26 protein-coding genes and 4 pseudogenes are annotated in these 24,591 nt (G+C 36.5%); 17 read left to right on the plus strand and 13 right to left on the minus strand.

Translation table 11 applies throughout. The features are described 5' to 3' along the window. Nucleotides 1-182: 182 nt before the first annotated feature. From dapF to Q5W13_RS17225, 4 genes and pseudogenes are all read left to right on the plus strand, one after another. Entirely contained in the window at nt 183-959 is a 777-nt protein-coding gene (gene dapF, locus Q5W13_RS17210; RefSeq protein ID WP_304446536.1) for a diaminopimelate epimerase, read from the plus strand. Continuing rightward, on the plus strand, nt 953-1,477 hold the full coding sequence (locus Q5W13_RS17215; RefSeq protein ID WP_304443838.1) for a GNAT family N-acetyltransferase: 525 nt from the start codon (nt 953-955) through the stop codon (nt 1,475-1,477). Before dapF ends, Q5W13_RS17215 begins: the two co-directional genes overlap by 7 nt. Beyond that, nucleotides 1,477-2,522 (plus strand): annotated as a pseudogene (gene mltG / locus Q5W13_RS17220) (endolytic transglycosylase MltG). Before Q5W13_RS17215 ends, mltG begins: the two are co-directional and overlap by 1 nt. A 154-nt stretch (nt 2,523-2,676) precedes the next feature. Beyond that, the gene (locus tag Q5W13_RS17225) at nt 2,677-3,297 is read left to right on the plus strand and encodes a hypothetical protein (RefSeq protein ID WP_304443839.1); all 621 of its coding nucleotides are present in this window, start codon (nt 2,677-2,679) and stop codon (nt 3,295-3,297) included. Nucleotides 3,298-3,569: 272 nt separating this feature from the next. Here Q5W13_RS17225 and Q5W13_RS17230 read toward each other — a convergent pair whose 3' ends face one another. The 4 genes and pseudogenes from Q5W13_RS17230 to dnaA form a co-directional block, all read right to left on the minus strand. Further along, complete coding sequence (locus Q5W13_RS17230; RefSeq protein ID WP_155595874.1) at nt 3,570-3,956, minus strand: VOC family protein; 387 nt, start codon at nt 3,954-3,956, stop codon at nt 3,570-3,572. Between the two features lie 133 nt (nt 3,957-4,089). After that, complete coding sequence (locus tag Q5W13_RS17235) at nt 4,090-4,740, minus strand: SAM-dependent methyltransferase (protein WP_304443840.1); 651 nt, start codon at nt 4,738-4,740, stop codon at nt 4,090-4,092. A gap of 88 nt (nt 4,741-4,828) precedes the next feature. Next, nucleotides 4,829-5,275: a low molecular weight protein-tyrosine-phosphatase gene (locus Q5W13_RS17240; RefSeq protein ID WP_304443841.1), complete on the minus strand. Its 447-nt coding sequence runs from the start codon at nt 5,273-5,275 to the stop codon at nt 4,829-4,831. A gap of 6 nt (nt 5,276-5,281) precedes the next feature. Next, nucleotides 5,282-6,707 (minus strand): annotated as a pseudogene (gene dnaA / locus Q5W13_RS17245) (chromosomal replication initiator protein DnaA). Nucleotides 6,708-6,914: 207 nt separating this feature from the next. Between dnaA and Q5W13_RS17250 the strand changes: the two are divergent. Beyond that, on the plus strand, nt 6,915-7,325 hold the full coding sequence (locus Q5W13_RS17250) for an acyl-CoA thioesterase (protein WP_304443842.1): 411 nt from the start codon (nt 6,915-6,917) through the stop codon (nt 7,323-7,325). Between the two features lie 87 nt (nt 7,326-7,412). Here the strand turns inward: Q5W13_RS17250 and Q5W13_RS17255 are convergent, their stop codons facing one another. Genes Q5W13_RS17255 through ribD form a run of 4 tightly spaced genes read right to left on the minus strand, consistent with a single transcriptional unit; the run spans nt 7,413 to nt 10,566 of the window. Next, nucleotides 7,413-8,018: an IMPACT family protein gene (locus tag Q5W13_RS17255; RefSeq protein ID WP_304443843.1), complete on the minus strand. Its 606-nt coding sequence runs from the start codon at nt 8,016-8,018 to the stop codon at nt 7,413-7,415. Continuing rightward, nucleotides 8,018-8,881: an EamA family transporter gene (locus Q5W13_RS17260; RefSeq protein WP_155595880.1), complete on the minus strand. Its 864-nt coding sequence runs from the start codon at nt 8,879-8,881 to the stop codon at nt 8,018-8,020. Before Q5W13_RS17260 ends, Q5W13_RS17255 begins: the two co-directional genes overlap by 1 nt. A gap of 1 nt (nt 8,882) precedes the next feature. After that, a complete protein-coding gene (locus Q5W13_RS17265) occupies nt 8,883-9,488 on the minus strand; it encodes an HAD family hydrolase (protein WP_304443844.1) in 606 nt (201 codons plus the stop codon). Beyond that, on the minus strand, nt 9,481-10,566 hold the full coding sequence (ribD, locus tag Q5W13_RS17270) for a bifunctional diaminohydroxyphosphoribosylaminopyrimidine deaminase/5-amino-6-(5-phosphoribosylamino)uracil reductase RibD (RefSeq protein WP_304443845.1): 1,086 nt from the start codon (nt 10,564-10,566) through the stop codon (nt 9,481-9,483). Before ribD ends, Q5W13_RS17265 begins: the two co-directional genes overlap by 8 nt. 88 nt (nt 10,567-10,654) lie before the next feature. Between ribD and Q5W13_RS17275 the strand changes: the two genes are divergently transcribed. From Q5W13_RS17275 to ligA, 3 genes are read left to right on the plus strand one after another with little or no spacing between them, the layout of a single operon-like run. Then, nucleotides 10,655-11,140 carry a GNAT family N-acetyltransferase gene (locus Q5W13_RS17275; RefSeq protein ID WP_304443846.1) on the plus strand — a complete coding sequence of 162 codons (486 nt, stop codon included), beginning with the start codon at nt 10,655-10,657 and terminating at the stop codon, nt 11,138-11,140. A gap of 19 nt (nt 11,141-11,159) precedes the next feature. Continuing rightward, the gene (gene prmC / locus Q5W13_RS17280) at nt 11,160-12,023 is read left to right on the plus strand and encodes a peptide chain release factor N(5)-glutamine methyltransferase (RefSeq protein ID WP_304443847.1); all 864 of its coding nucleotides are present in this window, start codon (nt 11,160-11,162) and stop codon (nt 12,021-12,023) included. A 59-nt stretch (nt 12,024-12,082) separates the two neighbouring features. Next, complete coding sequence (gene ligA, locus Q5W13_RS17285) at nt 12,083-14,080, plus strand: NAD-dependent DNA ligase LigA (protein ID WP_304443848.1); 1,998 nt, start codon at nt 12,083-12,085, stop codon at nt 14,078-14,080. Between the two features lie 822 nt (nt 14,081-14,902). On the opposite strand, the gene Q5W13_RS17290 is transcribed toward ligA, so the two are convergent. Then, nucleotides 14,903-15,358, minus strand: a complete 456-nt coding sequence (locus Q5W13_RS17290; protein WP_304443849.1) for a hypothetical protein — start codon at nt 15,356-15,358, stop codon at nt 14,903-14,905. 72 nt (nt 15,359-15,430) lie between these two features. On the opposite strand from Q5W13_RS17290, the gene Q5W13_RS17295 reads away from it, so the two are divergent. Beyond that, entirely contained in the window at nt 15,431-15,733 is a 303-nt protein-coding gene (locus Q5W13_RS17295) for a hypothetical protein (protein WP_304443850.1), read from the plus strand. Here Q5W13_RS17295 and Q5W13_RS17300 read toward each other — a convergent pair whose 3' ends face one another. The 4 genes from Q5W13_RS17300 to Q5W13_RS17315 all read right to left on the minus strand — a co-directional run bounded on the left by Q5W13_RS17300 (nt 15,734) and on the right by Q5W13_RS17315 (nt 17,929). Beyond that, entirely contained in the window at nt 15,734-16,186 is a 453-nt protein-coding gene (locus tag Q5W13_RS17300) for a GNAT family N-acetyltransferase (protein ID WP_304443851.1), read from the minus strand. A gap of 2 nt (nt 16,187-16,188) precedes the next feature. Next, nucleotides 16,189-17,100 (minus strand): bifunctional metallophosphatase/5'-nucleotidase, encoded by a 912-nt coding sequence (locus Q5W13_RS17305; protein ID WP_304443852.1) that lies wholly within the window; start codon nt 17,098-17,100, stop codon nt 16,189-16,191. A 65-nt stretch (nt 17,101-17,165) separates the two neighbouring features. Beyond that, entirely contained in the window at nt 17,166-17,366 is a 201-nt protein-coding gene (locus Q5W13_RS17310) for a hypothetical protein (RefSeq protein ID WP_304443853.1), read from the minus strand. After that, nucleotides 17,333-17,929 carry a 5'-nucleotidase C-terminal domain-containing protein gene (locus Q5W13_RS17315; RefSeq protein WP_304443854.1) on the minus strand — a complete coding sequence of 199 codons (597 nt, stop codon included), beginning with the start codon at nt 17,927-17,929 and terminating at the stop codon, nt 17,333-17,335. The genes Q5W13_RS17310 and Q5W13_RS17315 overlap by 34 nt, the downstream gene beginning before the upstream one ends. Before the next feature lie 102 nt (nt 17,930-18,031). Between Q5W13_RS17315 and Q5W13_RS17320 the strand changes: the two genes are divergently transcribed. The 8 genes and pseudogenes from Q5W13_RS17320 to recN all read left to right on the plus strand — a co-directional run bounded on the left by Q5W13_RS17320 (nt 18,032) and on the right by recN (nt 24,529). Further along, on the plus strand, nt 18,032-18,565 hold the full coding sequence (locus Q5W13_RS17320; protein ID WP_214611172.1) for a DUF6913 domain-containing protein: 534 nt from the start codon (nt 18,032-18,034) through the stop codon (nt 18,563-18,565). Beyond that, a pseudogene (gene dapA / locus Q5W13_RS17325) lies at nt 18,565-19,447 on the plus strand (4-hydroxy-tetrahydrodipicolinate synthase). Before Q5W13_RS17320 ends, dapA begins: the two are co-directional and overlap by 1 nt. A gap of 201 nt (nt 19,448-19,648) precedes the next feature. After that, nucleotides 19,649-20,173 (plus strand): outer membrane protein assembly factor BamD, encoded by a 525-nt coding sequence (locus Q5W13_RS25265; protein ID WP_368662297.1) that lies wholly within the window; start codon nt 19,649-19,651, stop codon nt 20,171-20,173. Between the two features lie 7 nt (nt 20,174-20,180). After that, entirely contained in the window at nt 20,181-20,387 is a 207-nt protein-coding gene (locus Q5W13_RS25270; protein WP_368662298.1) for a hypothetical protein, read from the plus strand. Between the two features lie 12 nt (nt 20,388-20,399). Next, nucleotides 20,400-20,732 (plus strand): DNA-directed RNA polymerase subunit omega, encoded by a 333-nt coding sequence (locus tag Q5W13_RS17335; RefSeq protein ID WP_194535459.1) that lies wholly within the window; start codon nt 20,400-20,402, stop codon nt 20,730-20,732. Between the two features lie 3 nt (nt 20,733-20,735). After that, nucleotides 20,736-21,941, plus strand: coding sequence for a bifunctional phosphopantothenoylcysteine decarboxylase/phosphopantothenate--cysteine ligase CoaBC (gene coaBC / locus Q5W13_RS17340; protein ID WP_304443855.1), 1,206 nt, complete (start codon nt 20,736-20,738; stop codon nt 21,939-21,941). After that, a pseudogene (gene porD, locus Q5W13_RS17345) lies at nt 21,934-22,821 on the plus strand (type IX secretion system protein PorD). Before coaBC ends, porD begins: the two are co-directional and overlap by 8 nt. Before the next feature lie 55 nt (nt 22,822-22,876). Beyond that, a complete protein-coding gene (gene recN / locus Q5W13_RS17350; RefSeq protein WP_304443856.1) occupies nt 22,877-24,529 on the plus strand; it encodes a DNA repair protein RecN in 1,653 nt (550 codons plus the stop codon). Nucleotides 24,530-24,591: the final 62 nt, after the last annotated feature.

Raw genomic sequence — 24,591 nt, forward strand, 5'->3', positions numbered from 1 at the left:
TTTTGTTTAAATTTCTGTGATATGTTAAAATTAGTCGTTTTTTGTGTGGTTTATATTTGCTTTAACTACTCTTTAACTGCCAAATATATCTTAATCCCTACTATTTCAGGTCGCTAAGTAGCAGACCAAAGAGGTTATTTCTGATAGTATAAAAGCCTATATTTGTGTCTTTAAATATTCTTATGACACTCAGTTTTTACAAATATCAAGGCACTGGAAACGATTTTGTTCTTATCGATAACCGACAATTAGAATTTCCCAAAAATGATACCAAACTAGTTGCATTTCTATGTGACAGACAGTTTGGCATAGGCGGTGATGGCTTGATTCTATTAGAAAATGACGAATTGTCAGATTTTAGAATGGTCTATTACAATGCAGACGGGAATGAAGGAAGTATGTGTGGTAATGGTGGCCGTTGTACCGTGGCATTTGCCAACTTTTTGGGAGTTATAAATAAGGACACTGTTTTTAATGCGGCAGATGGTAAACATGCTGCTACTATTGAAAATGGAATTGTTAGTCTGCAAATGCAAGACGTTTCTGAAATTAAAGAAAAACCTGAATATGTATTTTTGGATACGGGTTCTCCTCACCATGTACAAATGGTGAAAACTGTTGAGAACTTTGAGGTGTATAAAGAAGGTAAAAAGTTACGCTATGGGCTTTATGGTCAAACAGGAAGTAACATCAACTTTGTAGAAACCTTAGAAGATGACACTTTTGCTGTGCGAACATACGAACGTGGAGTAGAGGACGAAACTTTATCCTGTGGTACCGGTGTAACCGCTGTGGCAATTGCTATGCATAATGCTGGGGAAACTTTAGCAAATAGAATTAAAGTACATACGCAAGGAGGAGAGTTACAGGTTGAGTTGAGTGAAAAAGACGGAGTTTATAGTCAAATTCATTTGATAGGTCCAGCCAAACAAGTGTTCAAAGGTGAAATAGTATGCTAAGTTTAAAAGGTGAGCACATATCTCTAAGAGGATTGGAACCAAGTGATTTGGATTTTCTCTATGAGCTAGAAAATAATACTGAGATTTGGGAAATTAGCGGAACTACTGCTCCGTATTCTAAACATGTGTTAGCATTATATCTAGATAATGCCCATCGTGATATTTATGATGTTAAGCAATTGCGCCTTTGCATTTGTAATAAGGAAAATTCACCAGTTGGACTTATAGATTTGTTTGATTTTGACCCTAAAAACTTTAGGGCAGGAATAGGGATAGTTATATCTAATAAAGAGAATAGAAACCAAGGAGTAGGAGCGGAGGCTATACAATTAGTGTCTGATTATGCTTTTAAGGTTTTAAATCTTCATCAGCTCTATGCCAATGTCATGGAGAACAATAACCCAAGTTTACATTTGTTCAAAAAGATGGGTTTTGAGGAAGTGGGTTTAAAAAAGGATTGGATTTTTTCCGATGGAAAATATAAGAATGAGATTTTGTTTCAAAAAATAAATGCCTAATGTATATTAAACGTATTCTACTAATTATAGTAATTGCTGGTCTTATTGGTGGTGGAATTTTTGCCTACACGGTGTATAATGCCATTTTTTCACCTAACACTAGTTTCGAAAATAAAGAAGCTTATATATATGTACCCTCTGATGCCGATTTTAATGAAGTACGCGAATTGGTAACTCCTCTTGTAAAAAATATGTCTTCTTTTGAGAAAGTTGCACAACGTAAAGGATATGCATCAAATGTTAGAGGAGGTAAGTATGTTATTAAAAAAGGTGCGAATAATAATGACATTATAAATTCGCTACGTAGTCAAAACATACCAGTTAAGGTTGCTTTTAATAATCAAGAGACCATTGCGGACCTTGCAGGAAGGATAGCTATGCAAATAGAACCGGATAGTTTAACATTACTACAAGCTTTTACTGATGACGATTTCTTGAAAGCGAACGGTTTTAATAAGAATACGGAATTAGCTATGTATATACCTAATAGCTATGAGTTTTTCTGGAATACTTCAGGAAAGGAGTTTAGGGAGCGTATGTTAAAGGAATATAAACGGTTCTGGACCGATGCACGTTTGGCTAAAGCAAAAGCATTGAATCTAACCCCTGCAGAAGTAATCACTTTGGCATCCGTTGTACATAAAGAAACAGCAAAAGTTGATGAAAGACCAAGGGTTGCGGGAGTATATTTAAATCGCTTAAGAAAAGGAATCTTGCTGCAGGCAGATCCAACGGTTATCTATGCCTTAAAAAAGCACAAGGGTGATTTTAATATCATAATCAAGAGAGTTCTTTATAAAGATTTAGAGTTAGACTCTCCTTATAATACCTATAAGTATGCAGGTCTTCCTCCCATGGTCCTATAGCCATGCCGGATATAACTGCTATTGATGCAGTTCTTAATCCTGAGAAACATGAATACATCTATTTTGTTGCTAACGTAGAAAATTTCGGTTACCATAAGTTTGCTAAGACTTTGGCCCAGCATAACCGTAATAAGGCACAGTATGTCCGGTGGATAAATGCCCAAAAAATCAACAGATAGGCATTTTGTCCACTGTTTATTACCTGTTAACTAAAATGGGGCATTTTTAACAAAGCCTTGTAAATTGCAACACGAAAACGAGCTTATCTTTGCCCCTCGTAATCTAAGCAGGCTAAATTTTCGTAAGTCTTAGGTAAATATAACATATGAGAAAGTGGCTAAGTTTATCAAGCCCCTGATCATTACCTTTATTTTATTGAGTTTTGGTTTTGAATCCAAAGAGGTGAAAGTACCGGAAACTCTTAAAGTAAAACAACCTACTGAAGTTTTGTTTCCCAAAAACAAAACTGTACATGCTACGATGTTATTGACTCCTCCTTTTATAGGGAGTTCGTATATCGGTTTTAAAGAAGCTCTAGCGTTTAAAGAATCGCAGGGTAACTATTTTACGACAAATACTCTTGGGTATTTGGGAAAATACCAATTTGGTATCGGTACCTTACAGCTAATGGGTGTTTATAACGCAACACGTTTCTTAAATGACCCTGTGTTACAGGAAAGAGCTTTTAATACTAACATAGCTCGTAACAAGTGGATTCTAAGAAGAGATATTGCCCGTTTCGTTGGAAAACGAATAGGTGGTGTCGAAATAACAGAATCTGGAATGATGGCGGCAGCCCACTTGGCTGGTGCCGGAAATGTTAAGAAGTATTTACGTTCATGGGGTGCGTTCGATGTATCGGACAGCTACGGAACAACAATTGCAAAATACATGAAGAAGTTTTCAGGATATGATATTTCTTATGTTTCGCCAAAACGAAACCCGAAAGTTTGACTATCTCCTGTTTAAGATTTAATTTACATATGAAAGTGGACAAGCCCTAATAGAAATATTGGGGTTTGTTTTTTATAGGTCTTAGCGATTTTTAAAAGGGTTTCTATCGTTAGTAAAAATCACTATGTTGGTATATTATTTTTGCAAGGTTGGATTGAATTATGGATTTAAAAACTCTTTCCTTCGACTTATATAAGCATATATAGTCTGGAATTAATGCATTACACAATGGTTACCATTGTTCATATTTACTTTTCTATAATCTGTAAGCCTTATCGGCAATCATCATTTATTTCAATCCAATACCCATTTGGATCCTGAAAATAAACCTGTTTAATTCCGTCTTGCCGAATGTAATCTTTATTCGGACTATCGAGCCAATCAGAGTATGCAATATTAAATTTCTTTAGATAGGCTACAAATGAGGGTAAGTCAGATGTTGATAAAGCAAAATGAACAGCTTTATTAATTTTTATTTGAAAATCTGGACTAGGAATAAGATGCAGTTGTTTCTCTTCGGCAATAGACAGCCATCTTGTTTTGGAATTAGAAGCTGTATTCTGGATTTCTTTAAGTTGAAGTACTTTTTGATAGAATTCAAGAGATTCGTTAACATCCTTTACAGAAAGTGCAATATGGTCGAATGAAAAAGTATGCATTTATAAAATTGAATTTTAATTATATATATGATTTCTTAAACCTTTATTGAAAATAAGGAAGTAAAGGGGAAAAACAAAGAGAAGTTCATTAAGCAATACTACTTGGCAAAGAAAAAGACAAAAAAAACAAGAATTACCCCTGAATAATAAAGATGGCAGGTCTTTTATGAAGAGATTCTGCTTTGGTGCGCTTCCAGTCGGCAATAGTTTTGGTAAGTATGTATTCTGTTGAAAGAGTTACATCACAGGCTACACATACTCTTGTGCTAGGATTAAGTGTTTTAAGTAGCTCGGCAAAAAGCTTGTCATTTCTATACGGAGTTTCAATGAACAGTTGCGATTGTCCATAATCCTTGGAAAGTTTTTCCAATCTCTTAATAGCGCCTTTACGCTCAGTACCATCTATGGGTAAGTATCCGTTAAAAGCAAAGCTCTGACCGTTCATACCGCTAGCCATAAGCGCTAGAACAATAGAGGATGGCCCTACTAAAGGTACAACCTGAATGTTTTTTTCGTGGGCAATTTTAACGACATCTGCACCAGGATCGGCAATACCAGGGCAACCAGCTTCAGATAGTATACCTGTATTGAAACCATCAAGACATGATTGTAGAAATGTAGGTATTTCTGCTGCCTCTGTATACTTGTTTAGAACAGATAAATGTAGGCTTGGTTGTGATTTTCTTGGACTTATTTTTTTTATGAACCGTCTTGCTGTTTTCTCGTTTTCAACAATATAGTGGTCAATTTGTTCAATGGCCTGTTTAATTGAAATAGGTAACACTTCTAATGGCTCATTTTCGCCAAGTGTGGTAGGTATTAAATATAATTTTCCTGGTCTTCAATTCTGTTGGCCATAACGTTTGATTCTATTAGAGTTTTTTGGCGATAGACGTACAAGCGGTGTCTATAAGTTGAAATACCTTTTCAAAACCATTGTCGTCCCAATACGGGTCAGGCACTTCAATAACAGGTAATTCTACTTCCGTAAGCAATAGCTTAACCTTCTTAGTATCTTCTGGTGTATTAGCTAGACTTAGAATGTTATTAAGGTTGCTACGGTCCATAGCATAAATTACATCAAATTTTTCAAAATCTGATTTTTGAAATTGACGACAGCGTTGATTTTGAATATTTAGACCGTGATTATGTGCAACGGCAATAGAACGCGGATCTGGTGCTTTGCCAATATGGTAGCCTCCGGTTCCTGCAGAATCTACAAAAACCTTTTCTGAGTCAACCTTGTCTTGGAGAATACCCTCCGCTAATGGAGACCTGCAAATATTGCCTAGGCAGACCATTAAGACTCTGGTTTTCATAAGGGGTTAAGAGAATTTCTTAGTAAGGTCTTCTATGTATTTTCTGAACTGCTTGTCAGTTTCGGCTAAGTTGTCAACAGTCTTACATGCGTGTAAAACAGTTGCGTGATCTCTTTTTCCTATTTGAGACCCAATACTGGCTAACGATGCTTTGGTGAATTTCTTCGCAAAGAACATAGCTAACTGCCTTGCTTGTACAATATGACGCTTTCTGGTTTTAGACTGAAGCGTAGCAACATCCATTTCGAAATAATCTGAAACTACTTTTTGAATGTAGTCTATAGAAACTTCTCGTTTGGTGTTCTTTACGAACTTCTCTACTACTTGCTGAGCCAGTTCTAAAGTAACTTCCTTTTTATTGAAGGAAGATTGGGCTATTAAAGAGATAATTGCGCCTTCTAGTTCACGTATATTGCTTTTAATATGCTTAGCAACATAATCTATAATATCATCTGGCATTTCAACACCATCTCTATACAATTTGTTCTTAAGGATAGAAATTCGTGTTTCGTAGTCAGGTGTCTGAAGTTCAGCAGATAATCCCCATTTGAAACGAGACAACAATCGTTGCTCAATATCTTGCATATCTACCGGAGCTTTGTCTGAGGTTAAAATAACCTGCTTTCCGTTTTGGTGCAAATGGTTGAAAATATGGAAGAAAACATCTTGTGTTCCTGACTTTCCGCTTAAGAACTGAACATCATCAATTATAAGCACATCTATCAATTGGTAGAAATGGATAAAATCGTTTCTGGTGTTTTTCTTAACAGACTCTATATATTGTTGTGTAAATTTTTCTGCAGAAATATATAATACAGTACGCTCTGGGTACTTATCTTTTATTTCAACTCCTATGGCATGGGCCAAGTGAGTTTTTCCTAAACCAACACCACCAAAAATTAATAACGGATTAAAAGAAGTGCCATATAGGTTTGTTAGCAACGGCCATACCGGCAGATCTAGCCAAACGGTTTGCGTCTCCTTCTAAAAAATTATCGAAATTATAATTGGGGTTAAGTTGAGATTCAATTTTAATATTTCGAATACCAGGTATTACAAAAGGGTTTTTAAGTTCAGGATTTTTTGACTTGATCGGTACATCCATTTCTTGTGGACTCATAGTTGCTCTGTTGGAACTAGGAATCTTTTCTGTAAATGGTTCTTTGTTGCCGTAGGTGTTTTCCATTCTAATGATGTACACCAATTTTGCAGTCTCACCCAATTCTTTGGTAAGCGCAACTTTCAACAATTTCACATAGTGCTCTTCAAGCCACTCGTAAAAGAATTTACTAGGCACCTGAATACTCAGTGCATTGTCAGATAACTTTACCGGCTTGATCGGTTCGAACCAAGTTTTGAATGCCTGCGGTTGAATGTTATCTTTGATAAATGTCAAACAATTGTTCCATACGGAAATAGCAGTAACACCCATGCGAAAGTTGATCTTATTTTTGTTGGTTAGTGATTTCGTAAATCGGTCGAAAGTAAACGGAATAATCGTTACTTTCTCGGAAGGCAAATATGTGAACAAAAAAACTAAAAAAAAAATCAAACTCTATTGAATTTACCCTTTTTTTTTTGCATGTTCGACCAGCTATAAACAAAATCTATTAAAGATATAATTTTTACATGATAATTTATGAGTTTTAACAAAATTTCTTTTAGAGTACGATATTCGGAAACAGATCAGATGGGAGTTGTGTATCACGGTAACTATGCGCAATACTTGGAGATGGGAAGGGTAGAGTGGTTACGAGATACAGGTATTTCTTACAAAGAGTTGGAAGAAAACGGAATTATGCTACCAGTTATTTCTTTATCGGTAAACTACAAGAAATCTGCCTTTTATGATGACCTAATTACCGTTAAAACAACGCTTAAAAAAACGCCTTCTGTTAAGATCGAATTTGACTTTGTTATCTACAATGAAAAACAAGAAATTCTTGCTGAAGCAAATACGGTTTTAGCTTTTATCAAAATGGAAAATAATAGACCAATTAGATGTCCGAAATATCTGTTGGATTTAATTGAAAAAAGGGCTAAAAAGTAAGTTTAATTTTGGTGCTTGAGAGAAAAAAATGATGAGTTTGAAAGAAGTTTATTCTTGGTATGCCTGTAAAACAACAGGCAAAAGGTCTTATGTGATATCTAATCCGTAAATTCCTACAAAAATGTCCTTTATTTGCTCTGAATCCCTCTTTCTAACGGCAATGATTAGCTCACAATTCATCTCCATTTTTTGCGAAATAATCTCTAGATTTTTCTGTTTTATGACGCGCATTACCACGTCCATCTGAGCGTATTCAAAACGTATTTTATACTGATTTTGGACTATTTTTTCTACGATATTTGAGTTCTCTAGAGCAAGTTTTGCGGCCATTTTATAGGCGCTAATAAGCCCGCCTACTCCCAATTTTGTTCCTCCAAAAATACGGGCTACAGCAACAAGGGTATTGGTAACTTCAAAAGATTGTATTTGCCCATAAATGGGCATTCCGGCAGAATTATTGGGTTCTCCGTCATCGTTTGCGCGATAACTGAGCTGTTCAATACCCATTTGCCATGCATAACATACGTGGTTGGCGCTAGAATGTTTCTTTTTAAGGTCTTCAATGATAATTTTTACCTCATCTTCATTTTCAACAGGGAATGCGTATCCGTAGAATTTACTTTTCTTTTCTTTAAAAAGTATTTCTTCAGAAGGTTTGGCAACCGTTTTGTATGTATCGGTCATATTGTCCATTAGCCAAAAGCAACTAAAATTATACTGGTTACGGCTAATGCAATGCCGCCCCAATTTTTGGGACTTATTTTTTCTTCAAACAAAATGATGCCTAAAAGTGTAGTGAACATTACTATTGCCACATTATTTATTGTAAAAACAGAAGAACTGTTCAATGTTTCATTTTGTAAGGCTTTAAGAAGAAAGTAAATAGAAAAATAATTTACCACGCCCAGTGCAATACCGCCAATTAGGGTATTTATATTGTACTTGGCTCTAAATTCAGCCGCTTTAAAAATCGTTATTAAAAGTCCTATAAATGCGGCCGAGGCAAATACTGTGGCAGAAAATATTGGGTAATCTTCTTCTTTAATATGTATTTCTTGTATGTACTTTAAACTGGCGTCAATAACGCCAGAGCCTAAGAATACCAATGCGGGTAAAATAAGCGCAGACTTTTTAAATTTTATCGCAGATTCTTTTAAGGCTGCAAAGTAGACCGCCGCTAGGGCCAGTAAAATGCCAATTACTTTTATAGTGCCTAGTTCTTCATTATAAAGTAGTATGCCAAAAACGACGGGAATCACAAAAGACATCTTTGTAGCTACTGAAGTTACTGCAACGCCTACTTTTTGGGAGGCCATGGCCATGAGATTAAAAACAACTATAAAAAGTATGCCTAGAATAAATGTACCAAAGAACCAAGGTTTTTCTGGTACATCAAAAAAACTGGTTTCTCCTTTATAACGCATAAGGCCTACACTAGATGCCACAAAATAGTTGGTGACAATGGCAAAAAGCGTATTGACCTTAAATCGGGTGTATAGTTTAAAAATAATAAAGATGAGGCTAGAAGCCAATATGCTCAAGGCAAGTGACGCCATCTTATAGTTTTGATTTTAATTGAACGATATCTTCTTGACCTACCTGAATGTTCCAACAGGTAATACCTAGCTTTTCGGCAGCATCTGTATTTTCTTTAGTATCGTCTATGAAAAAAGTTTCTTCGGCCTTTAGTCCATTTTCATCCAGAACAAATTGATAAATTTCTGCATTAGGTTTTCTAAGGTTGATTTCGTGAGAGAGATAAAATTTTTCAAAAGGTTTTTGGAATCGTTCGTATCTATCAGAACCCATTTTTTGTTCAACATGCGTAATATGCAAGTCGTTTGTATTGCTTAGGAGAAAGAGTCTATACTCGTCTTCTTTGGCAAGATTTTCAATGAATTCTAGTCGTTCTTCGGGAAAATCTAGTAACATAGAGTTCCATATATTTTCAATTTCTACAGCGCTAGCTTTGGGATACTGAGATTGAAGTTGTGTTATGAATTCTTCAGAAGAAATTCCTCCCACTTCATAGATACCATTCAGCTCTATCATTTCAGGGGTTAGGTCTATAGAACCACCAAATTTCTCCATTTCACGAAATATGATGCCTTTATCTAAATTGATGAATACATCGCCAAAATCGAAAATAATATTCTTAATCATTACTATAAATTTTTAAGGTGTCCTTGTCAATAGATTTCGTGCTAATAATTTTTCCTTTGAGTTCTGGTGCTGGTATTCCTGTCTTAAATTGACTATCACCTATAAAAACTCTAGCTTCATCCCACAAACCGGAATCAATGAAAGTTTGCAAAGTCTGGCTTCCGCCTTCTATTAGAATGCTAGTAATATTTTCCTTAAAAAGTATCTCGCAAATTTGCCGCGCTATATCCCCTTTAAAATCAATTTGATGATAGGATACATTTTCAATTTGAAGAGGAGTATCTACTGTGTCGGTTAAAACCAAAGTAGGTATGCTTCCGTCCATTATATGATGGTCAGCACTTATTTTAAGTTTTCTGTCCAGTACAATTCGTGTTGGATTTTTACCAGTGTATAAGCGCACATTTAATTTAGGATTATCCTCTAGCACGGTATTGGTGCCAACTAAAATGCTTTGTTCCTCGCTACGCCATTTATGTACGAGCTGTCGTGAATAAGGATTGGTAATCCAATAGGGTTCTGGGTTGGTAGCCCGTTCTTCTTTTTTTGGTGCTATAAAACCATCGGCGGTTTGGGCCCATTTTAGAATGATATAAGGACGTTTTTTTTCTTGAAACATTAGAAAACGACGGTGATGTTCTCTGCACTTTAGTTCAAGGCAACCGGTAGTTACTTCACTTCCTGCATTTTTAAGTTTTTCTATTCCTTTGCCAGCTACTTTTGTATGTGGATCTATAAGGCCTATAACAACTCTAGGAATGCCATGTTTGGCAATCAAATCTGCACAGGGTGGTGTTTTTCCATGATGAGAACAGGGTTCTAGGGTAACATATATAGTGGCATGTTTAAGAAGTGTTTTGTCTACTACTGAATTTATAGCATTTACTTCTGCATGTGGCCCACCGTAGGGGCTCGTGAACCCTTCCCCTATAATCTTATCTTCATGAACAATTACCGCACCTACCATTGGGTTGGGTGCCGTGGTTCCCAAACCGTTTTTGGCAATTTCCAAACAACGTAGCATATAGCTTTCATCTCTGGAAAAGTTGTTTTTTGTTAGGGATTCGTTGCGCAACATAGGCTTGGTTCGTAGTATTTTATAAAGGTAACATACGCACATTTCTACGTATCTTCACGCTGTAAAAATAGAATTTTATTTATTGGAAATGGGTGCAGTAAAAATTCGTAACATAAGAAAAGAGGATAACGAGCAAGTAGCGGCGTTGATTCGCAAGGTATTATTAGATTTAGGTGCGCCCAAAGTGGGCACGGCTTATGCAGATGTAACGCTTGATCATATGTTCGAAAATTATGATAAACCGCGTGCGGCATATTTTGTTGTTGAAGAAAATGAAACTATTTTGGGCTGCGCCGGAATTGCTCAATTAGATAACAGCGAGGATAATATTTGCGAGTTGCAGAAAATGTATTTTTTGGAGGAAGCAAGAGGACGCGGAATTGGTTCTGAAATGTTGCAGAAATGTTTGGAAAACGCAAAAGAATTCAATTTTAAGGAAATCTATTTGGAAACCATGCCTTATATGAAAGCTGCTCAAAAGCTTTATGTAAAAATGGGATTTGAGTATATAGATAAGCCTTTGGGAGATACGGGTCACTATTCATGTCCTGTGTATATGCTCGCTAAATTATAATGAATAGTCCCAATACGTAATGGTCTTAAAAGAAATAAAGAATATTTTTCACAAGGAGTTAGATGGGCTATATGTAAAGGAAGAGGTAGATAGCTTCTTTTACATATTAATAGAGCACTACCTTAATTTGCAGCGGTTTGTGTTGGCCTTGCAGCCTAATTTAACTTTAACAAAAGAGGAAGAACAGCCACTGTTTGAGGCCTTGTCAGGACTAAAGTTGCAACGGCCTGTTCAATATATAATAGGAAGTACAAGTTTTATGGACCTTGATTTTCAAGTAAACGAGAACGTGCTTATTCCTAGGCCGGAAACGGAAGACCTTATTCGTTGGATAGTAGACGAAGTTAAAACTAGTGGTCCTGATAAAAAATCAGGATTACGAATTTTGGATATTGGAACGGGGAGCGGATGTATTGCTATCTCATTGGCTAAACTTTTACCCGATGCCAAGGTATTTGCTCTAGATGTTTCTGAAAAAGCACTGGAAACAGCTAAAAGGAATGCAGAACGAAACGCAGTAAAAGTCGAGTTTATTCATGCTGATATTTTAAATTTTGATGGATTTGCTTCTAATTTTGATGTCATAGTCTCTAATCCTCCTTATGTTAGAGAGCTGGAAAAGAAAGAAATGCACAAAAACGTTTTGGAGCACGAGCCAGATTTAGCACTTTTTGTTTCTGATGAAAATCCATTAGTATTTTATAAAGCGATAACGCAATTGGCTAAACAAAATCTTTCTGGGAAAGGAATGCTCTTTTTTGAAATCAATCAATATTTAGCAAAAGAAACGGAAGCACTTTTACATCAACATAATTTTATAGAAATTGAAGTCCGAAAAGATATATTTGGCAACGACCGAATGACAAAGAGCATCTTAGGGTGATTTAAAATCAAAATATCCTAAAAACATATAGTAAGATTACAGAAACACTGAGTTAGAAAATGCAGATAAAAGAACAAATAGAGTCCCTTCGTCAAGAATTACGTGAGCATAACCATAATTACTACGTGCTTGACAACGCCACTGTATCCGATTTTGAGTTTGACACCAAGCTAAAAGAATTACAGGCACTTGAGGCAAAGCATCCTGAATTTTATGATGAAAGTTCACCTACTTTACGTGTAGGTGGTACGGTAACCAAAAATTTTGACACCGTAGTGCACAATGAAAGAATGTATTCGCTGGATAATTCTTACTCAAAAGAAGATCTTGAGGATTGGGAGAAACGTATGCAACGCATTTTGGGCGATGCGGAAGTTGAGTTTGTTTGTGAATTGAAGTATGATGGTGCGTCTATTAGTATTACCTATGAGGATGGTAAATTGGTACGTGCCGTTACTCGTGGTGATGGTTTTCAAGGTGATGATGTAACCACGAACGTGAAAACTATTAAGTCAGTACCATTACAGTTAAAAGGTGATTATCCTCCAAAATTTGATATTAGAGGAGAAATTGTATTGCCTTTTGAAGGTTTTGCACAAATGAATGCCGAGCGTATTGAAAATGGAGAGGACCCTTACATGAACCCTAGAAATACGGCTTCAGGTAGTTTAAAATTACAGGATAGTGCAGCGGTCGCTCAAAGACCATTAGACTGCTTGTTATATAGTATTGTAGGTCAGAATACGGGAATAACTTCACAATGGCAGATGCTTGAAAAAGCAAGAGAATGGGGTTTTAAAGTTCCCGAAGTTGCAAAATTGAGCCGCTCAACAGATGAAGTAATGGCCTTTGTAAACAAATGGGATTCAGGACGCCATAGCTTACCTTATGAAACGGATGGAGTAGTAGTTAAAGTGAATAGTATACAGCATCAAGATGAATTGGGCTTTACCTCAAAATCACCTCGTTGGGCCATGGCTTATAAATTTAAAGCGGAGCAGGTTTCAACCCTATTAAATGAAATTACCTATCAAGTGGGCCGTACAGGTTCAATAACCCCGGTGGCTAATCTAGAGCCAGTACTTTTGGCGGGAACTACCGTAAAAAGGGCGTCGTTACACAATGCCGATCAGATTGCGAAATTTGATATTCGTGAAGGTGATACTGTTTTTGTTGAAAAAGGTGGAGAAATCATACCAAAAATAGTTGGTGTAGATTTTGAAAAACGTCCTCAGGATTCAAAACCAACTGAATATATTACAAATTGTCCCGAATGTCATGAGCCCTTGGTCCGGACAGAAGGTGATGCAAAACATTATTGCGTCAACTATTATGGTTGTCCTCCCCAGATTACTGGGCGAATCCAACATTTTATATCTCGTAAAGCAATGGATATAGAGGGTCTAGGAAGTGAAACTGTAGAACTTCTTTATAAAGAGGGACTCATAGATAATTATGCAGATTTATACACGCTGACCAAAGAACAAGTACTGCCTTTGGAAAGAATGGCGGAGAAGTCTGCTGAAAACTTGGTAAAGGGTGTTGCTGAGTCTGTAAAGATTCCTTTTGAGCGCGTTCTTTTTGGTTTGGGTATTCGGTTTGTTGGTGAGACTGTAGCAAAGAAACTAGCTAGGGCCTATAAAAATATTGATGCTTTAATGAATGCATCCGAAGAAAGTCTGGTAGCTGTTGATGAAATTGGAGAACGCATTGCAAGTTCTGTGGTGGAGTTTTTTAATAACGAAACTAACCGTTCAATAATAGCCCGTTTAAAGTCTTATGGATTGCAATTTTCACTTTCCGAAGAGCAATTGGAAAATCAAACGGATAAGCTAAAGGGGCTCACTATTGTTGTTTCTGGGGTGTTCGAGACCGTAAGCCGTAATGAACTTAAGAAAATCATTGAAAGTAATGGAGGTAAGGTGGGTTCAAGCATATCTTCAAAAACTGCATATCTGGTAGCTGGTGACAAAATGGGGCCGAGCAAACGGACCAAAGCGGAATCACTTAATGTACCTATCGTTACAGAAGGTGAATTTCTGGAAATGGTAGAATAATCTAGTTCAAATCTTAATCGGATTTATTATAAAGGGCATAGAACTACTTTCTATGGTTTAAAAATTTGTACATGCAATAGTGAAACGACAGTACAAAAATGACCACAAATAAATATTCCGAAAAATACGTGTTGGCTCCTAAGCCAAGACTAGGGTAGTACACAAAACAAAAGAGAAAACTAATCAAAGTAAGGGTTGTAAGTAATAATAGCATGCGCCAGTTACTTACAAGCTCTTGGTATGTCTTTTTGATAAATAGAGGTTTCATGTCACTGTCAAAAAGTTGCATGAACATAGGCCAAATAAATAGTAAGGGTAAAGCAAATAAACGTGATTCCCGAGCAAAGGCAGTCATGAAAACCAGAGGTGTATTTATTATTAAAGTCAATAGAAAGGCGTAAACAAAGCTGTTTTGCCAAGCATTATTATTTTTTCGTTTCAAATAGAAATAAGTAAAATATAGAAACGGCCCTACAGTAATGAAAATTGATACCACGGACTCGGCTATATTTTTTAAACTTTCAATATTTTCCAGAAAACACGAGTATCTGCTAGCTATTTCAGTGTGGGTAGCGTGCAATAGTCGTTGGTGATAAATGAAAAAGACAATATAACATCCGTAGAAAAAAATAGGAGATAGAATGATTAGGCTATTTTTTTTGAGGTTAGGCCACAGTTTTTTCCTTGGATGATTTTGGGTTCCCGGTAATAGTAAAATAAATGCAGGAAGTAGTAAAATGCTGGTCTCACGAGCTACAAGGGATAAAGAGAATACGATTACATACCAAAACCATTTGCGCCTAATAAAAGCCATAAAGGCGGTTAGCAAGAAGCAGTACTGCAAAGGTTCGTCATAGGTGAATACGGGTGGAAAAAAGCAAACAAGATTGAAAATGATGTAAAAAACACCATCATATTAATCAATCCCTTTTTTTTGGTAGCCTTAAGAATAAGAGATAATCTATAGATTAAAACACCGCTAAGACCAAATAGCAAGAAGTTTACAAAAATAAATGCATAACCTGCTTTTACTTTAAGGATACTTTGAGTGGTTTCAATTAACAAGGTGGTTAGAGGCCTTCTGGCAAAAGGTGCTATCTCTTTATGATAATCAATCTGCGATTGTAAAAAAACATGTGAAATTCGAGTATTATTTTCGTTGAGCATGCTGTCCATATTCGGTAGCATATGAATGCCCAATATGAATAATGTGCAAATTAGTGCCAGCACATAGGGAAAAGGTCTCCAAAGGAGTAAGCTTCGTGATAGTTGAACCATTAAAGCATACGGTTAATTTCAATCGAAATTAGGTATTTTTGCATAGGAAAGAACAAATGATACTATAAATTGATGGCTACACCTAAGACTTACGAAGATTTTGAACAAACATTAACTGCCTCAACACCTCCAATGGATTGGTCTGAAGCACTGAAAGCCATGTGGTTTGCAACAAATAACAATTGGGAAGCTTCACATGATATTGCTCAAGAAATGTTTAACGAAATAGGTAGTTGGATCCATGCATATTTACATCGTGTAGAAGGAGATGTATTTAATGCTGGCTATTGGTATAGAAAGGCAGGAAGGTCGTTTCCGAAAATTTCACTAAAGCAAGAACAAAAAGAAATTACAGAGTATTTGTTAAAAAACTAACTAGGTAAGGGTTTTCTTAAAGCAGACACTATTTTCCATACCTTCATATTGACCATAATTAGGTATTTCCTCATATTTATTTTTGGTATAAAGGGCTATGGCTTCTGGTTGGCGTTTGCCTGTTTCTAGAATGCAATTCTTGTATTTTAGTTCAGTTGCCCATTCTTCCAGTTCTTTTAAAAGTAAAGAGGCAATTCCTTGGCCTCGGGTTTCGGGAGAAACGTACATTCGTTTTACCTCCACAGAATCAGAATCTACTCTTTTTATGGCTCCACAGCCTACAGCTACATCGTTTAAATAAGCAATAACCACGTGATTTAGGCTTTCTATTCCGTTGTATTGATGATAGAAGTCGTGCTCATCACCATCGGTATGGCTTAAATAAGCATCTAGTTTGGCAACCAAACCAGAAAAATGGTCGTTTTTATATGTGGTTCGTTCAATTCTAACCATAATTAAACATGTATAGTTACACCAGAAGCATTGCTGTTTTTTGAACCGTCAAAGTAAAAATCAATTCGGCCTAAATTAATACCAAAACAACCTACTTGGTTAACTAAAACATTTCTTCCTAATTTGTTTTCTACAATGGTTGGTTTGTCAAGAAAAGTATGGGTATGGCCGCCAATAATTAAATCAGTGTATTCAAGTGCGGTAGCCATTGCAAGATCATGTGGTTTTTGTGAATCTTTGTATTCGTAGCCTAAATGAGATAGGCAGACGATAAGGTCACAATTTTCTTCGTTTTTTAATGTGCGTTCCGTGTCTTGTGCAATTTCTATAGGATTGTTGTATTCCGTTTCTTTGTACAGTTTTTTGGTAACTAGGCCATTTAATTCAATGCCTAGACCGTAAACTCCTATTTTAATTCCGTCAAGAGTATAAGTTTTGTATGGTTTGACCTTACCGTCCATGACCGTATTTTTAAAATCGTAATTGGCGTTGATCATCTCAAAATCGGCATTGGGCATCTGAGCCAATAAACCATCAATACCATTGTCAAAATCATGGTTCCCTATAGTGGCCGCATCATATTTTAGTAGGCTCATGAGTTTAAACTCCAACTCACCGCCATAAAAATTAAAATATGGTGTTCCCTGAAAAATATCACCTGCATCAAAAAGTAATGTATTCGGGTTTTCTTTTCTAATGCTCTCTACCAAAGTGGCGCGCCTTGCTAGTCCACCAAGATTAGGAAACTCGGAATGATCTGTAGGAAAAGGGTCTATGTGGCTGTGCACATCGTTTGTGTGTAAAATGGTGATGTGTTTTTTTACATCGCCAAGGCAAGAGCTTAAAGAAAGTCCGCCCAAGCCAACAAGCGCAGTTGATGCCGTCGTGTTTTTAATGAATTTTCTTCTGTTCATAAAACTATATATTTTGTTGAATGTGACGGTAAATTGTCGCATCCGTGACGTTTTGTTTTTCGGTGCTAATCCAGTTTAATAAATCTATTGTCAATAACAGGTTTGAGCGTGTCTGTTTTCTTAAAATAGTCAATCATCGCATTTCTAATCAAATAATCGGTGTTCGTAATGTTTACAGCGTCTTCAAAAAAGACCATACTATCTCCTCCGTTTACCAAATAGTTTGATGTTGCTACATAATAGGTTTTATCTTCTTCCAGAGGCATGCCTGGATGGAGATAGACTGAATTTCATTTTCTGAGTCTAATGTTAGTTGTAATCCAGCTATTGGATGAGCACGACCGGAATCTCTCAAATAGGACGCCATTTTCAATATAGAACTGCCTTTAAGCTCAGCTACTACTATAGAATTTTCAAAAGGCATGACTTCAAAAGCAGTACGTGAAGAAACATTTCCTTTGGAAATTAAGGACCGAATACCTCCATGATTCAATAAGACAAGGTCAATGGTGTGTCCTGTTCTTGATTTAAATATAGGGTTGGCTTCAGATAAGACAATATCGGCCATTAGGTTTCCTGCTGTGGTGTTTAGCTCTCCGTCTGTTTTTGAAATAGGGTAGGGAGCGTAGGCCAATGTGCTGTCAAGAACGTGGTTAATCCTTTCACGATAGGGCTTCACCAAGGTTTCAATAGACCCCGTAGTTTTTAATGAACTGTCTATAACAATCTGTTTTGCATCTATCTTTTGAAGGCTGGGCTGTTGCTCACCACAGGAATACAAAAAAGTAATTGTTATAAATATAACAAAGTGTTTTATTTTTAAAACCATATTTCGTTTTATCTTAGCAGCATATTATGCGTGGAGATTCTTTACATTTGTAGAACCCATTCCAAATTTTACATACCAGAATGGTTCAAAATGTAAAAGTACATGTTTAAGGGAATAAAAGATAAGTTCAAGCACAAATCGGGCGTTAAATTTCTGAAACAAGAGTTGGCCAAAGATCCGCCGGTAATTGAAAGAAGTAAAGGTATTACTTCCATAGGTTGCATTGTAGATCTAGACGACTTTGATGATGCAAACCAATTTTATGGGTTTGTAGAGGATTATAATTTACGACCGAATGCTGTAAAAATTATTGGTTATAAAAGTTATTACGACAAGAATTCGCCATATTCTACCCCTGTATTTTCCGATAAGGATCTTGGGTGGAATGGAGCTATAGAAAATAGTTATGCATTAGAATTCTTAAGTAGGGAGTATGATTTACTCGTAAACTATTATACCAGCGATAATTTATTATTGCAGTTGATGAGCGTTAAAACAAAAGCCCGATTTCGTGTAGGTTTCAAAGAGGTGGATCTCATATATAATGATTTGATAATGGATTCGCCATTGAAAGAATTTAAGACCTTTAAAGCAGAGCTTAAAAAATATCTTGGCGTTTTAAACGAAATTGAATAATGAAGCAGTTAATTGGTACAGGTGTGGCTTTAATCACTCCGTTCAAAACAGATTTTTCGGTAGACATAGATGCGTTACATCGTATTGTGAACTATTGTGGACGGTGGTGTAGACTATTTAGTAGTATTGGGTACTACTGGTGAATCCGTAACACTTACCAAAGAAGAAAAACAATTGGTTATAGATACCGTAACCATTGCCAATGCAGGTAGATTACCTTTGGTGGTAGGTGTGGGCGGTAATAATACAGTTGCTGTAATTGAAGAATTACAAAAATTAGACCTTACTAATTTTGATGCCGTTTTATCGGTGTCTCCTTATTATAATAGACCTACTCAAGAAGGGATTTTTCAACATTTTAAGGCTATTGCCCAAGTGTCTGCGAAACCTATAATCCTTTATAACGTACCATAAGAACAGGTAGTAATATGCTTCCGGAAACTGTTGTGCGTTTGGCTACAGAGGTTGAAAATATTGTTGGAATAAAAGATGCATCTGGTGATATGATTCAGTTGCAGGAATTAATTAAAGATTGTCCAAAAGACTTTCACGTGATTTCTGGTGATGATTTTACGGCTTTAGCTACTGTTTTAGCTGGAGGCTCTGGTGTTATTTCTGTTTTAGGTCAAGGACTTCCTTCAGAATTTTCTAGAATGATTCGTTCTGGATTAGACCGAAATGTGGATGAAGCTTATAGGCAACATTACGAACTTCAAGAAGGCATGGGGTTAATTTTGGGAAGGTAATCCTGCAGGGATAAAATCTATTTTTGAAATCTTAGGTTTGTCATGTGCTACTGTTAGACTTCCGCTCATAGAAGCTTCCGATAGTCTTAAAAAGAACATCGCCGACTTTGTAAAACCTTTTAAGGTTTTTGCTTAGCGGTGTTAAATCTTCCCCAAAAGCATTGGTATAAGGGTTCTAGAATGCTATTTTAGCTACTTTATTTTTTGTTTTTTATATCCATTCGGAATCCGTAATTTTGCAAAATGCTTTTTAAAATGAGGTTAATTGTCCCTGTCTTACTACTCGCTATGATTTCACAATCATGTAGCGAATATCAAAAGGTGCTTAAAAATGAAGATGTTAAGCCTAAAATACCTAGCTCAGAAATTTTATGAGGAAGGTGATATGAAAAGGGCTAATCGTCTTTTTGAACAAATTGCACCTAAGTATGTGGGTAAACCTCAGGGCGAACGTGTAATGTTCTTCTTGGCAGATACGTATTTTCAAAGAAAAGATTACAATATGGCGGGCTATCAGTTCGAGCGTTTTGTTAAATCTTATTCTAAGAGTGATAAAGTGGCAGAAGCTTCCTTTTTAGGAGCAAAGAGTTATTTTAAGCTTTCACCAGTGTACTCTTTGGACCAAACGGATACGGATAAGGCATTGGGAAAATTGCAGTTGTTTATCAACTCATATCCTGATTCGGAATATTTTTCTGAAGCCAATGCCATGGCAAAAGAGCTAACGACTAAAAAAGAGCATAAAGCATACGAAATAGCTAAGCAGTTCAATAAATTAGGTCAGTTTGATTTTACGTTTCTAACGCCTGCAGTAGCAGCGTTTGATAACTTTATATCAGATTTTTGGGTCTGTTTACCGTGAAGATGCAATGTTTTATAGATTCGAATCGGCTTCCCGATTTGCATTAAATAGTTTTGAAAGGTTACAAGAAGAGCGTTTAAAAGAGGCCATTGCCGATTATAACGCATTCAAAAAGCAGTTTCCAGAATCAGAACATGCCGGTGAGGCAGAGAAGATACTTGAAAAAGTAAAATTAGAATTACAGGGTTTTACCCAAGCGAAAGAAGCAAAATAAAATAGTTTGACTATGAACATGAACGATCTTAAGAATTCAAGTGCTCCAGTTTCCACAGTAACGATCAACAAAAATGAGTTTGACCGTCCTACGGATAACATTTATGAAGCAATTTCAATTGCTGCTAAAAGAGCTGTACAGATCAATTCTGAAATTAAGAAAGAACTTCTAGAAAAGTTAGAGGAGTTTGCTACTTATAGCGACAGCCTTGAAGAAGTTTTTGAAAACAAAGAACAGATAGAAGTATCTAAATTTTACGAAAAATTACCTAAGCCACATGCTTTAGCAGTTGAAGAGTGGTTGAATGACAAAATATATCACAGAAATACGGAGAAAGACCAGTAGTATATGTTAGGCGGAAAGAACATTCTTTTAGGCATTACCGGAGGAATTGCCGCTTACAAAACTACCTTTCTTGTACGTTTACTGATTAAAGCTGGCGCTAATGTCAAAATAATTTTGACAGATAGCGCCAGCTCTTTTGTTTCCCCACTTACGCTAGCTACGCTTTCCAAAAACCCGGTGCTAACTTCCTTGGTTAATGAGGATGATGGGGCAACGGAATGGAATAATCATGTAGAATTAGGGCTATGGGCAGACTTAATGGTAGTTGCGCCAGCTACAGCTAATACCTTGGCTAAAATGGCTACGGGTACATGCGATAATTTATTGCTTGCTACCTACCTTTCGGCAAAATGTCCTGTTTTCTTTGCTCCTGCAATGGATTTGGATATGTATAAGCATCCGAGTTCTAAAAATTCCTTTGAAAAATTACAGTCTTTTGGAAATGTTATGATTCCTGCTACTTCTGGTGAATTGGCAAGTGGCCTTCATGGAGAAGGGCGTATGGCAGAACCAGAGGATATGGTTGATTTCATTAAAGCGTATTTACAAAAAGGACTTCCGCTTAGTGGAAAAAAAGTTCTGATTACCGCCGGCCCTACCTATGAAGCCATAGACCCTGTGCGGTTTATTGGAAATCATGCTTCTGGTCAAATGGGGTATGAATTGGCTAATGTGGCAGCAAATTTAGGAGCTCATGTTATTTTGGTTTCTGGGCCATCCCGTTTTTCTGTTTCTCATGATCTTATCGATTTAAAAAAAGTAACTTCTGCGGAAGAAATGTACAATGAGGTACATCTGCACTATAAAAATATAGATGTAGCTATCTGTGCAGCAGCAGTTGCTGACTACAGACCTAAAACGGTAGCTAATCAAAAAATAAAGAAAAAAGAAACCGAATTTTCGATTGATTTGGTGAAGACCAAAGATATCTTGCTATCACTGGGTAATCGGAAGGAAAAGCAGTTTTTAGTTGGTTTTGCTCTGGAGACAGAAAATGAGCTTGAAAATGCTATAGGCAAGCTTAAAAAGAAAAATTTAGATGCCATTGTTCTCAACTCTCTGAACGATAAAGGAGCTGGTTTTGGAAAACCTACGAACAAAATCACTTTCATAGATAAGAATTCTGGAATTAAGCCGTTTGAACTAAAGACAAAGGCAGAGGTGGCCAAAGACATTTTTGATGAAATCTTGAAAAGATACCATGCGTAACTTCATACTTATATTTATTTGTTCATTTTTTGTGGTGTCCGTTTCGGCACAGGAAATGAATTGTGTTGTTACTATAAATGCGGATCAGGTCTCACAAACTAATCAACAGATTTTTAAAACTTTAGAACGTTCTTTAAATGATTTTATCAATAAGAACAAGTGGACCAACCGCACCTACAAGGAAAATGAACGTATAAGCAGTCAGATGTTTATACGATTACCAATTACGAGTCTAATCGTTTTGAGGGTAATATTCAGATTCAGTCTTCGCGTCCTGTTTTTAATACATCGTACGAAACGCCTATTTTCAATTATAAAGACAATCAGCTCAATTTTGAATATATAGAATTTCAACCTTTGGTATTCAATGAAAATGTTTTTGAATCCAATCTTGTAAGTGTTGTTTCTTTCTATGTTTACACCATGCTCGGGCTTGATGCAGACACTTTCTCTTTAGAAGGCGGTACTGAGTATTTTAGAAAAGCGCAGCAAATTACCACGCAAGCTCAAGGTAGCAATTATACGGGCTGGGATCAGAATAGTGATCGTAGTAGGTTTGAGTTGGTAGATAATCTTTTATCCAATACCTATCGTGAGTATCGTATAGCTATGTATAATTATCATCGTAAGGGTCTTGATATTCTTGGAGATAATAATAGCACGGGCAAACAAGTTATAGCAGGTACAATGAAGCTTTTTGAGACGATGATCAAAACGTAGGCCTAACGCATTTTTGATTCAGACTTTCTTTGATGCGAAGTCAGATGAGATTCAAAACATCTTTTCAGACGGTCCAAAAGTAGATATTGTTCAATTAAAAGAGACTTTAAACAATATTGCTCCCTTATATTCCAGTACTTGGAACGATATTAAGTACTAGTTCTTTCGGTACGAAATTATCAATTATCTTTACAGCACAAATTGAATAGAAAACTGTGCTAGTACACCTTTCCATAAAAAATTACGCATTAATAGATAATCTCAATGTAGACTTCACTAATGGGTTTACCTGTATTACAGGTGAAACTGGTGCAGGAAAGTCTATTTTATTGGGCGGTTTGTCCCTTATTTTGGGTAAACGTGCCGATTTATCATCTTTAAGAGACAAGGATAAAAAATGTGTTATAGAGGCGGAATTTCAAATTGACAAGTATAATTTGAAACCCTTTTTTAAGGATAATGATTTAGATTACGAGGAGAGAACTATAATAAGAAGAGAGATTCAGCCTAGCGGGAAATCGAGAGCCTTTATTAATGATTCCCCTGTTACATTAGATATTCTTACCAGACTAGGAAGCAGTTTAATAGATGTGCATTCTCAACACCAAACACTACAGTTAACGGATAACGATTTTCAGTTAAAGGTAATAGATGCCCTTGCGGATAATAAAAGTCTGCTAGCGGACTATGCGGGAAAACTTCGCTTGTATAAAACAACTTCAAAAGAGTTGTCTGAACTTGTTGATTTTCAAAAAGAAGCAAATAAAGAACACGATTACAATAGCTTTCTGTTAGAAGAGCTTCAGGCAGCACCTTTAAAATTGGGTGTGCAAGAAGATTTGGAAGAGCAGTATGAGCAACTGAACAACGTAGAGAATATTCTAGAACTGATTTCTTCAGGTCATCAACTGCTTAATGATGAGCAGGTGGGTATTGTAAGTTTACTTGCTGAGCTTAAACAAATTGCTAATAGATTATCTGGTTATGGGACTCAGTATGCGGACTTGAACCAGCGTGTGCAATCGGTTTTTATTGAAATAGATGACATAGCTTCGGAACTTCAGAATTTTCAGGAAGGAACAGAAGCCAATCCACAAGTGCTGGAAGAAATCAATACCAAGTTGCAACAACTTTATGATTTACAGAAAAAGCACGGGGTTCAAGATGTTTCTGAATTACTACAAATTAGAGAAGACCTAGCTGAAAAAGTTAGTGTAACGGAAAATCTTGAAGCTGATATAGAAAAGAAAGAAAAAGAGCTTGCAGGTCAAAAAATCGCATTGCAAAAAGCAGCTGATGCCCTAACGTCCAAACGAAAAAAGGTTGTCCCACAACTTAAAAAACAATTGGAGGATTCTCTAAAAGCGTTGGGTATGCCTAGTGCTACTTTTAAGATAGAGCTTTTTAAGGCGAACGACTTTAAGGCTAACGGAGCAGACGGACTTACCTTTTTGTTCTCCGCTAATAAAGGAGGCGATTATGGTGAGCTGAAGAAAGTAGCCTCAGGAGGTGAACTTTCTAGGATTATGCTCACTATAAAATCGATATTAGCGAAATATGAAAACCTACCTACCATCATGTTCGATGAGATTGATACTGGGGTTTCTGGTGAAATCTCAGGAAAAATGGGTGATATCATGCAGGCAATGAGTAAAAGTATGCAAGTGTTCTCTATTACACACTTACCTCAGGTAGCTTCAAAGGGTGACCATCATTTTAAAGTATATAAGTTGGAGGAAGGAGCGGTTACCAAAACGAACATGAAGCAACTGAGCAATGAGGAAAGGGTAGTGGAGTTAGCTGAAATGTTGGGCGGTAAAGAGCTATCTGATTCAGCTATGGCTCACGCAAGGCAACTTTTGAACTAGAATACTAGGCTTTGTACAGGGTGCTAGCGGCCGTATTTGGTTTTTAAGGTAGATTTTAGACT

This window comes from Zobellia laminariae (assembly GCF_030553095.1).
In the GTDB taxonomy this organism is placed as follows: Bacteria; Bacteroidota; Bacteroidia; order Flavobacteriales; family Flavobacteriaceae; genus Zobellia; species Zobellia laminariae.

Excerpts from the sequence above, each read along its gene's own strand:
- Q5W13_RS17240 (WP_304443841.1), bottom strand. The coding sequence starts at position 5,275 with ATGAAAACCAGAGTCTTAATGGTCTGCCTAGGCAATATTTGCAGGTCT.
- Q5W13_RS17215 (WP_304443838.1), top strand. The coding sequence starts at position 953 with ATGCTAAGTTTAAAAGGTGAGCACATATCTCTAAGAGGATTGGAACCA.
- Q5W13_RS17320 (WP_214611172.1), top strand. The coding sequence starts at position 18,032 with ATGTTTAAGGGAATAAAAGATAAGTTCAAGCACAAATCGGGCGTTAAA.
- dapF (WP_304446536.1), top strand. The coding sequence starts at position 183 with ATGACACTCAGTTTTTACAAATATCAAGGCACTGGAAACGATTTTGTT.
- Q5W13_RS17315 (WP_304443854.1), bottom strand. The coding sequence starts at position 17,929 with ATGGTTTTAAAAATAAAACACTTTGTTATATTTATAACAATTACTTTT.
- Q5W13_RS17260 (WP_155595880.1), bottom strand. The coding sequence starts at position 8,881 with ATGGCGTCACTTGCCTTGAGCATATTGGCTTCTAGCCTCATCTTTATT.
- Q5W13_RS17290 (WP_304443849.1), bottom strand. The coding sequence starts at position 15,358 with ATGGTTCAACTATCACGAAGCTTACTCCTTTGGAGACCTTTTCCCTAT.
- Q5W13_RS25265 (WP_368662297.1), top strand. The coding sequence starts at position 19,649 with ATGTTAAGCCTAAAATACCTAGCTCAGAAATTTTATGAGGAAGGTGAT.
- ribD (WP_304443845.1), bottom strand. The coding sequence starts at position 10,566 with ATGTTGCGCAACGAATCCCTAACAAAAAACAACTTTTCCAGAGATGAA.
- Q5W13_RS17300 (WP_304443851.1), bottom strand. The coding sequence starts at position 16,186 with ATGGTTAGAATTGAACGAACCACATATAAAAACGACCATTTTTCTGGT.
- Q5W13_RS17305 (WP_304443852.1), bottom strand. The coding sequence starts at position 17,100 with ATGAACAGAAGAAAATTCATTAAAAACACGACGGCATCAACTGCGCTT.
- prmC (WP_304443847.1), top strand. The coding sequence starts at position 11,160 with ATGGTCTTAAAAGAAATAAAGAATATTTTTCACAAGGAGTTAGATGGG.
- Q5W13_RS17250 (WP_304443842.1), top strand. The coding sequence starts at position 6,915 with ATGAGTTTTAACAAAATTTCTTTTAGAGTACGATATTCGGAAACAGAT.
- ligA (WP_304443848.1), top strand. The coding sequence starts at position 12,083 with ATGCAGATAAAAGAACAAATAGAGTCCCTTCGTCAAGAATTACGTGAG.
- Q5W13_RS17295 (WP_304443850.1), top strand. The coding sequence starts at position 15,431 with ATGGCTACACCTAAGACTTACGAAGATTTTGAACAAACATTAACTGCC.
- Q5W13_RS25270 (WP_368662298.1), top strand. The coding sequence starts at position 20,181 with ATGTTTTATAGATTCGAATCGGCTTCCCGATTTGCATTAAATAGTTTT.
- Q5W13_RS17255 (WP_304443843.1), bottom strand. The coding sequence starts at position 8,018 with ATGGACAATATGACCGATACATACAAAACGGTTGCCAAACCTTCTGAA.
- Q5W13_RS17275 (WP_304443846.1), top strand. The coding sequence starts at position 10,655 with ATGGGTGCAGTAAAAATTCGTAACATAAGAAAAGAGGATAACGAGCAA.
- Q5W13_RS17335 (WP_194535459.1), top strand. The coding sequence starts at position 20,400 with ATGAACATGAACGATCTTAAGAATTCAAGTGCTCCAGTTTCCACAGTA.
- Q5W13_RS17265 (WP_304443844.1), bottom strand. The coding sequence starts at position 9,488 with ATGATTAAGAATATTATTTTCGATTTTGGCGATGTATTCATCAATTTA.
- Q5W13_RS17310 (WP_304443853.1), bottom strand. The coding sequence starts at position 17,366 with ATGCCTCTGGAAGAAGATAAAACCTATTATGTAGCAACATCAAACTAT.
- coaBC (WP_304443855.1), top strand. The coding sequence starts at position 20,736 with ATGTTAGGCGGAAAGAACATTCTTTTAGGCATTACCGGAGGAATTGCC.
- Q5W13_RS17230 (WP_155595874.1), bottom strand. The coding sequence starts at position 3,956 with ATGCATACTTTTTCATTCGACCATATTGCACTTTCTGTAAAGGATGTT.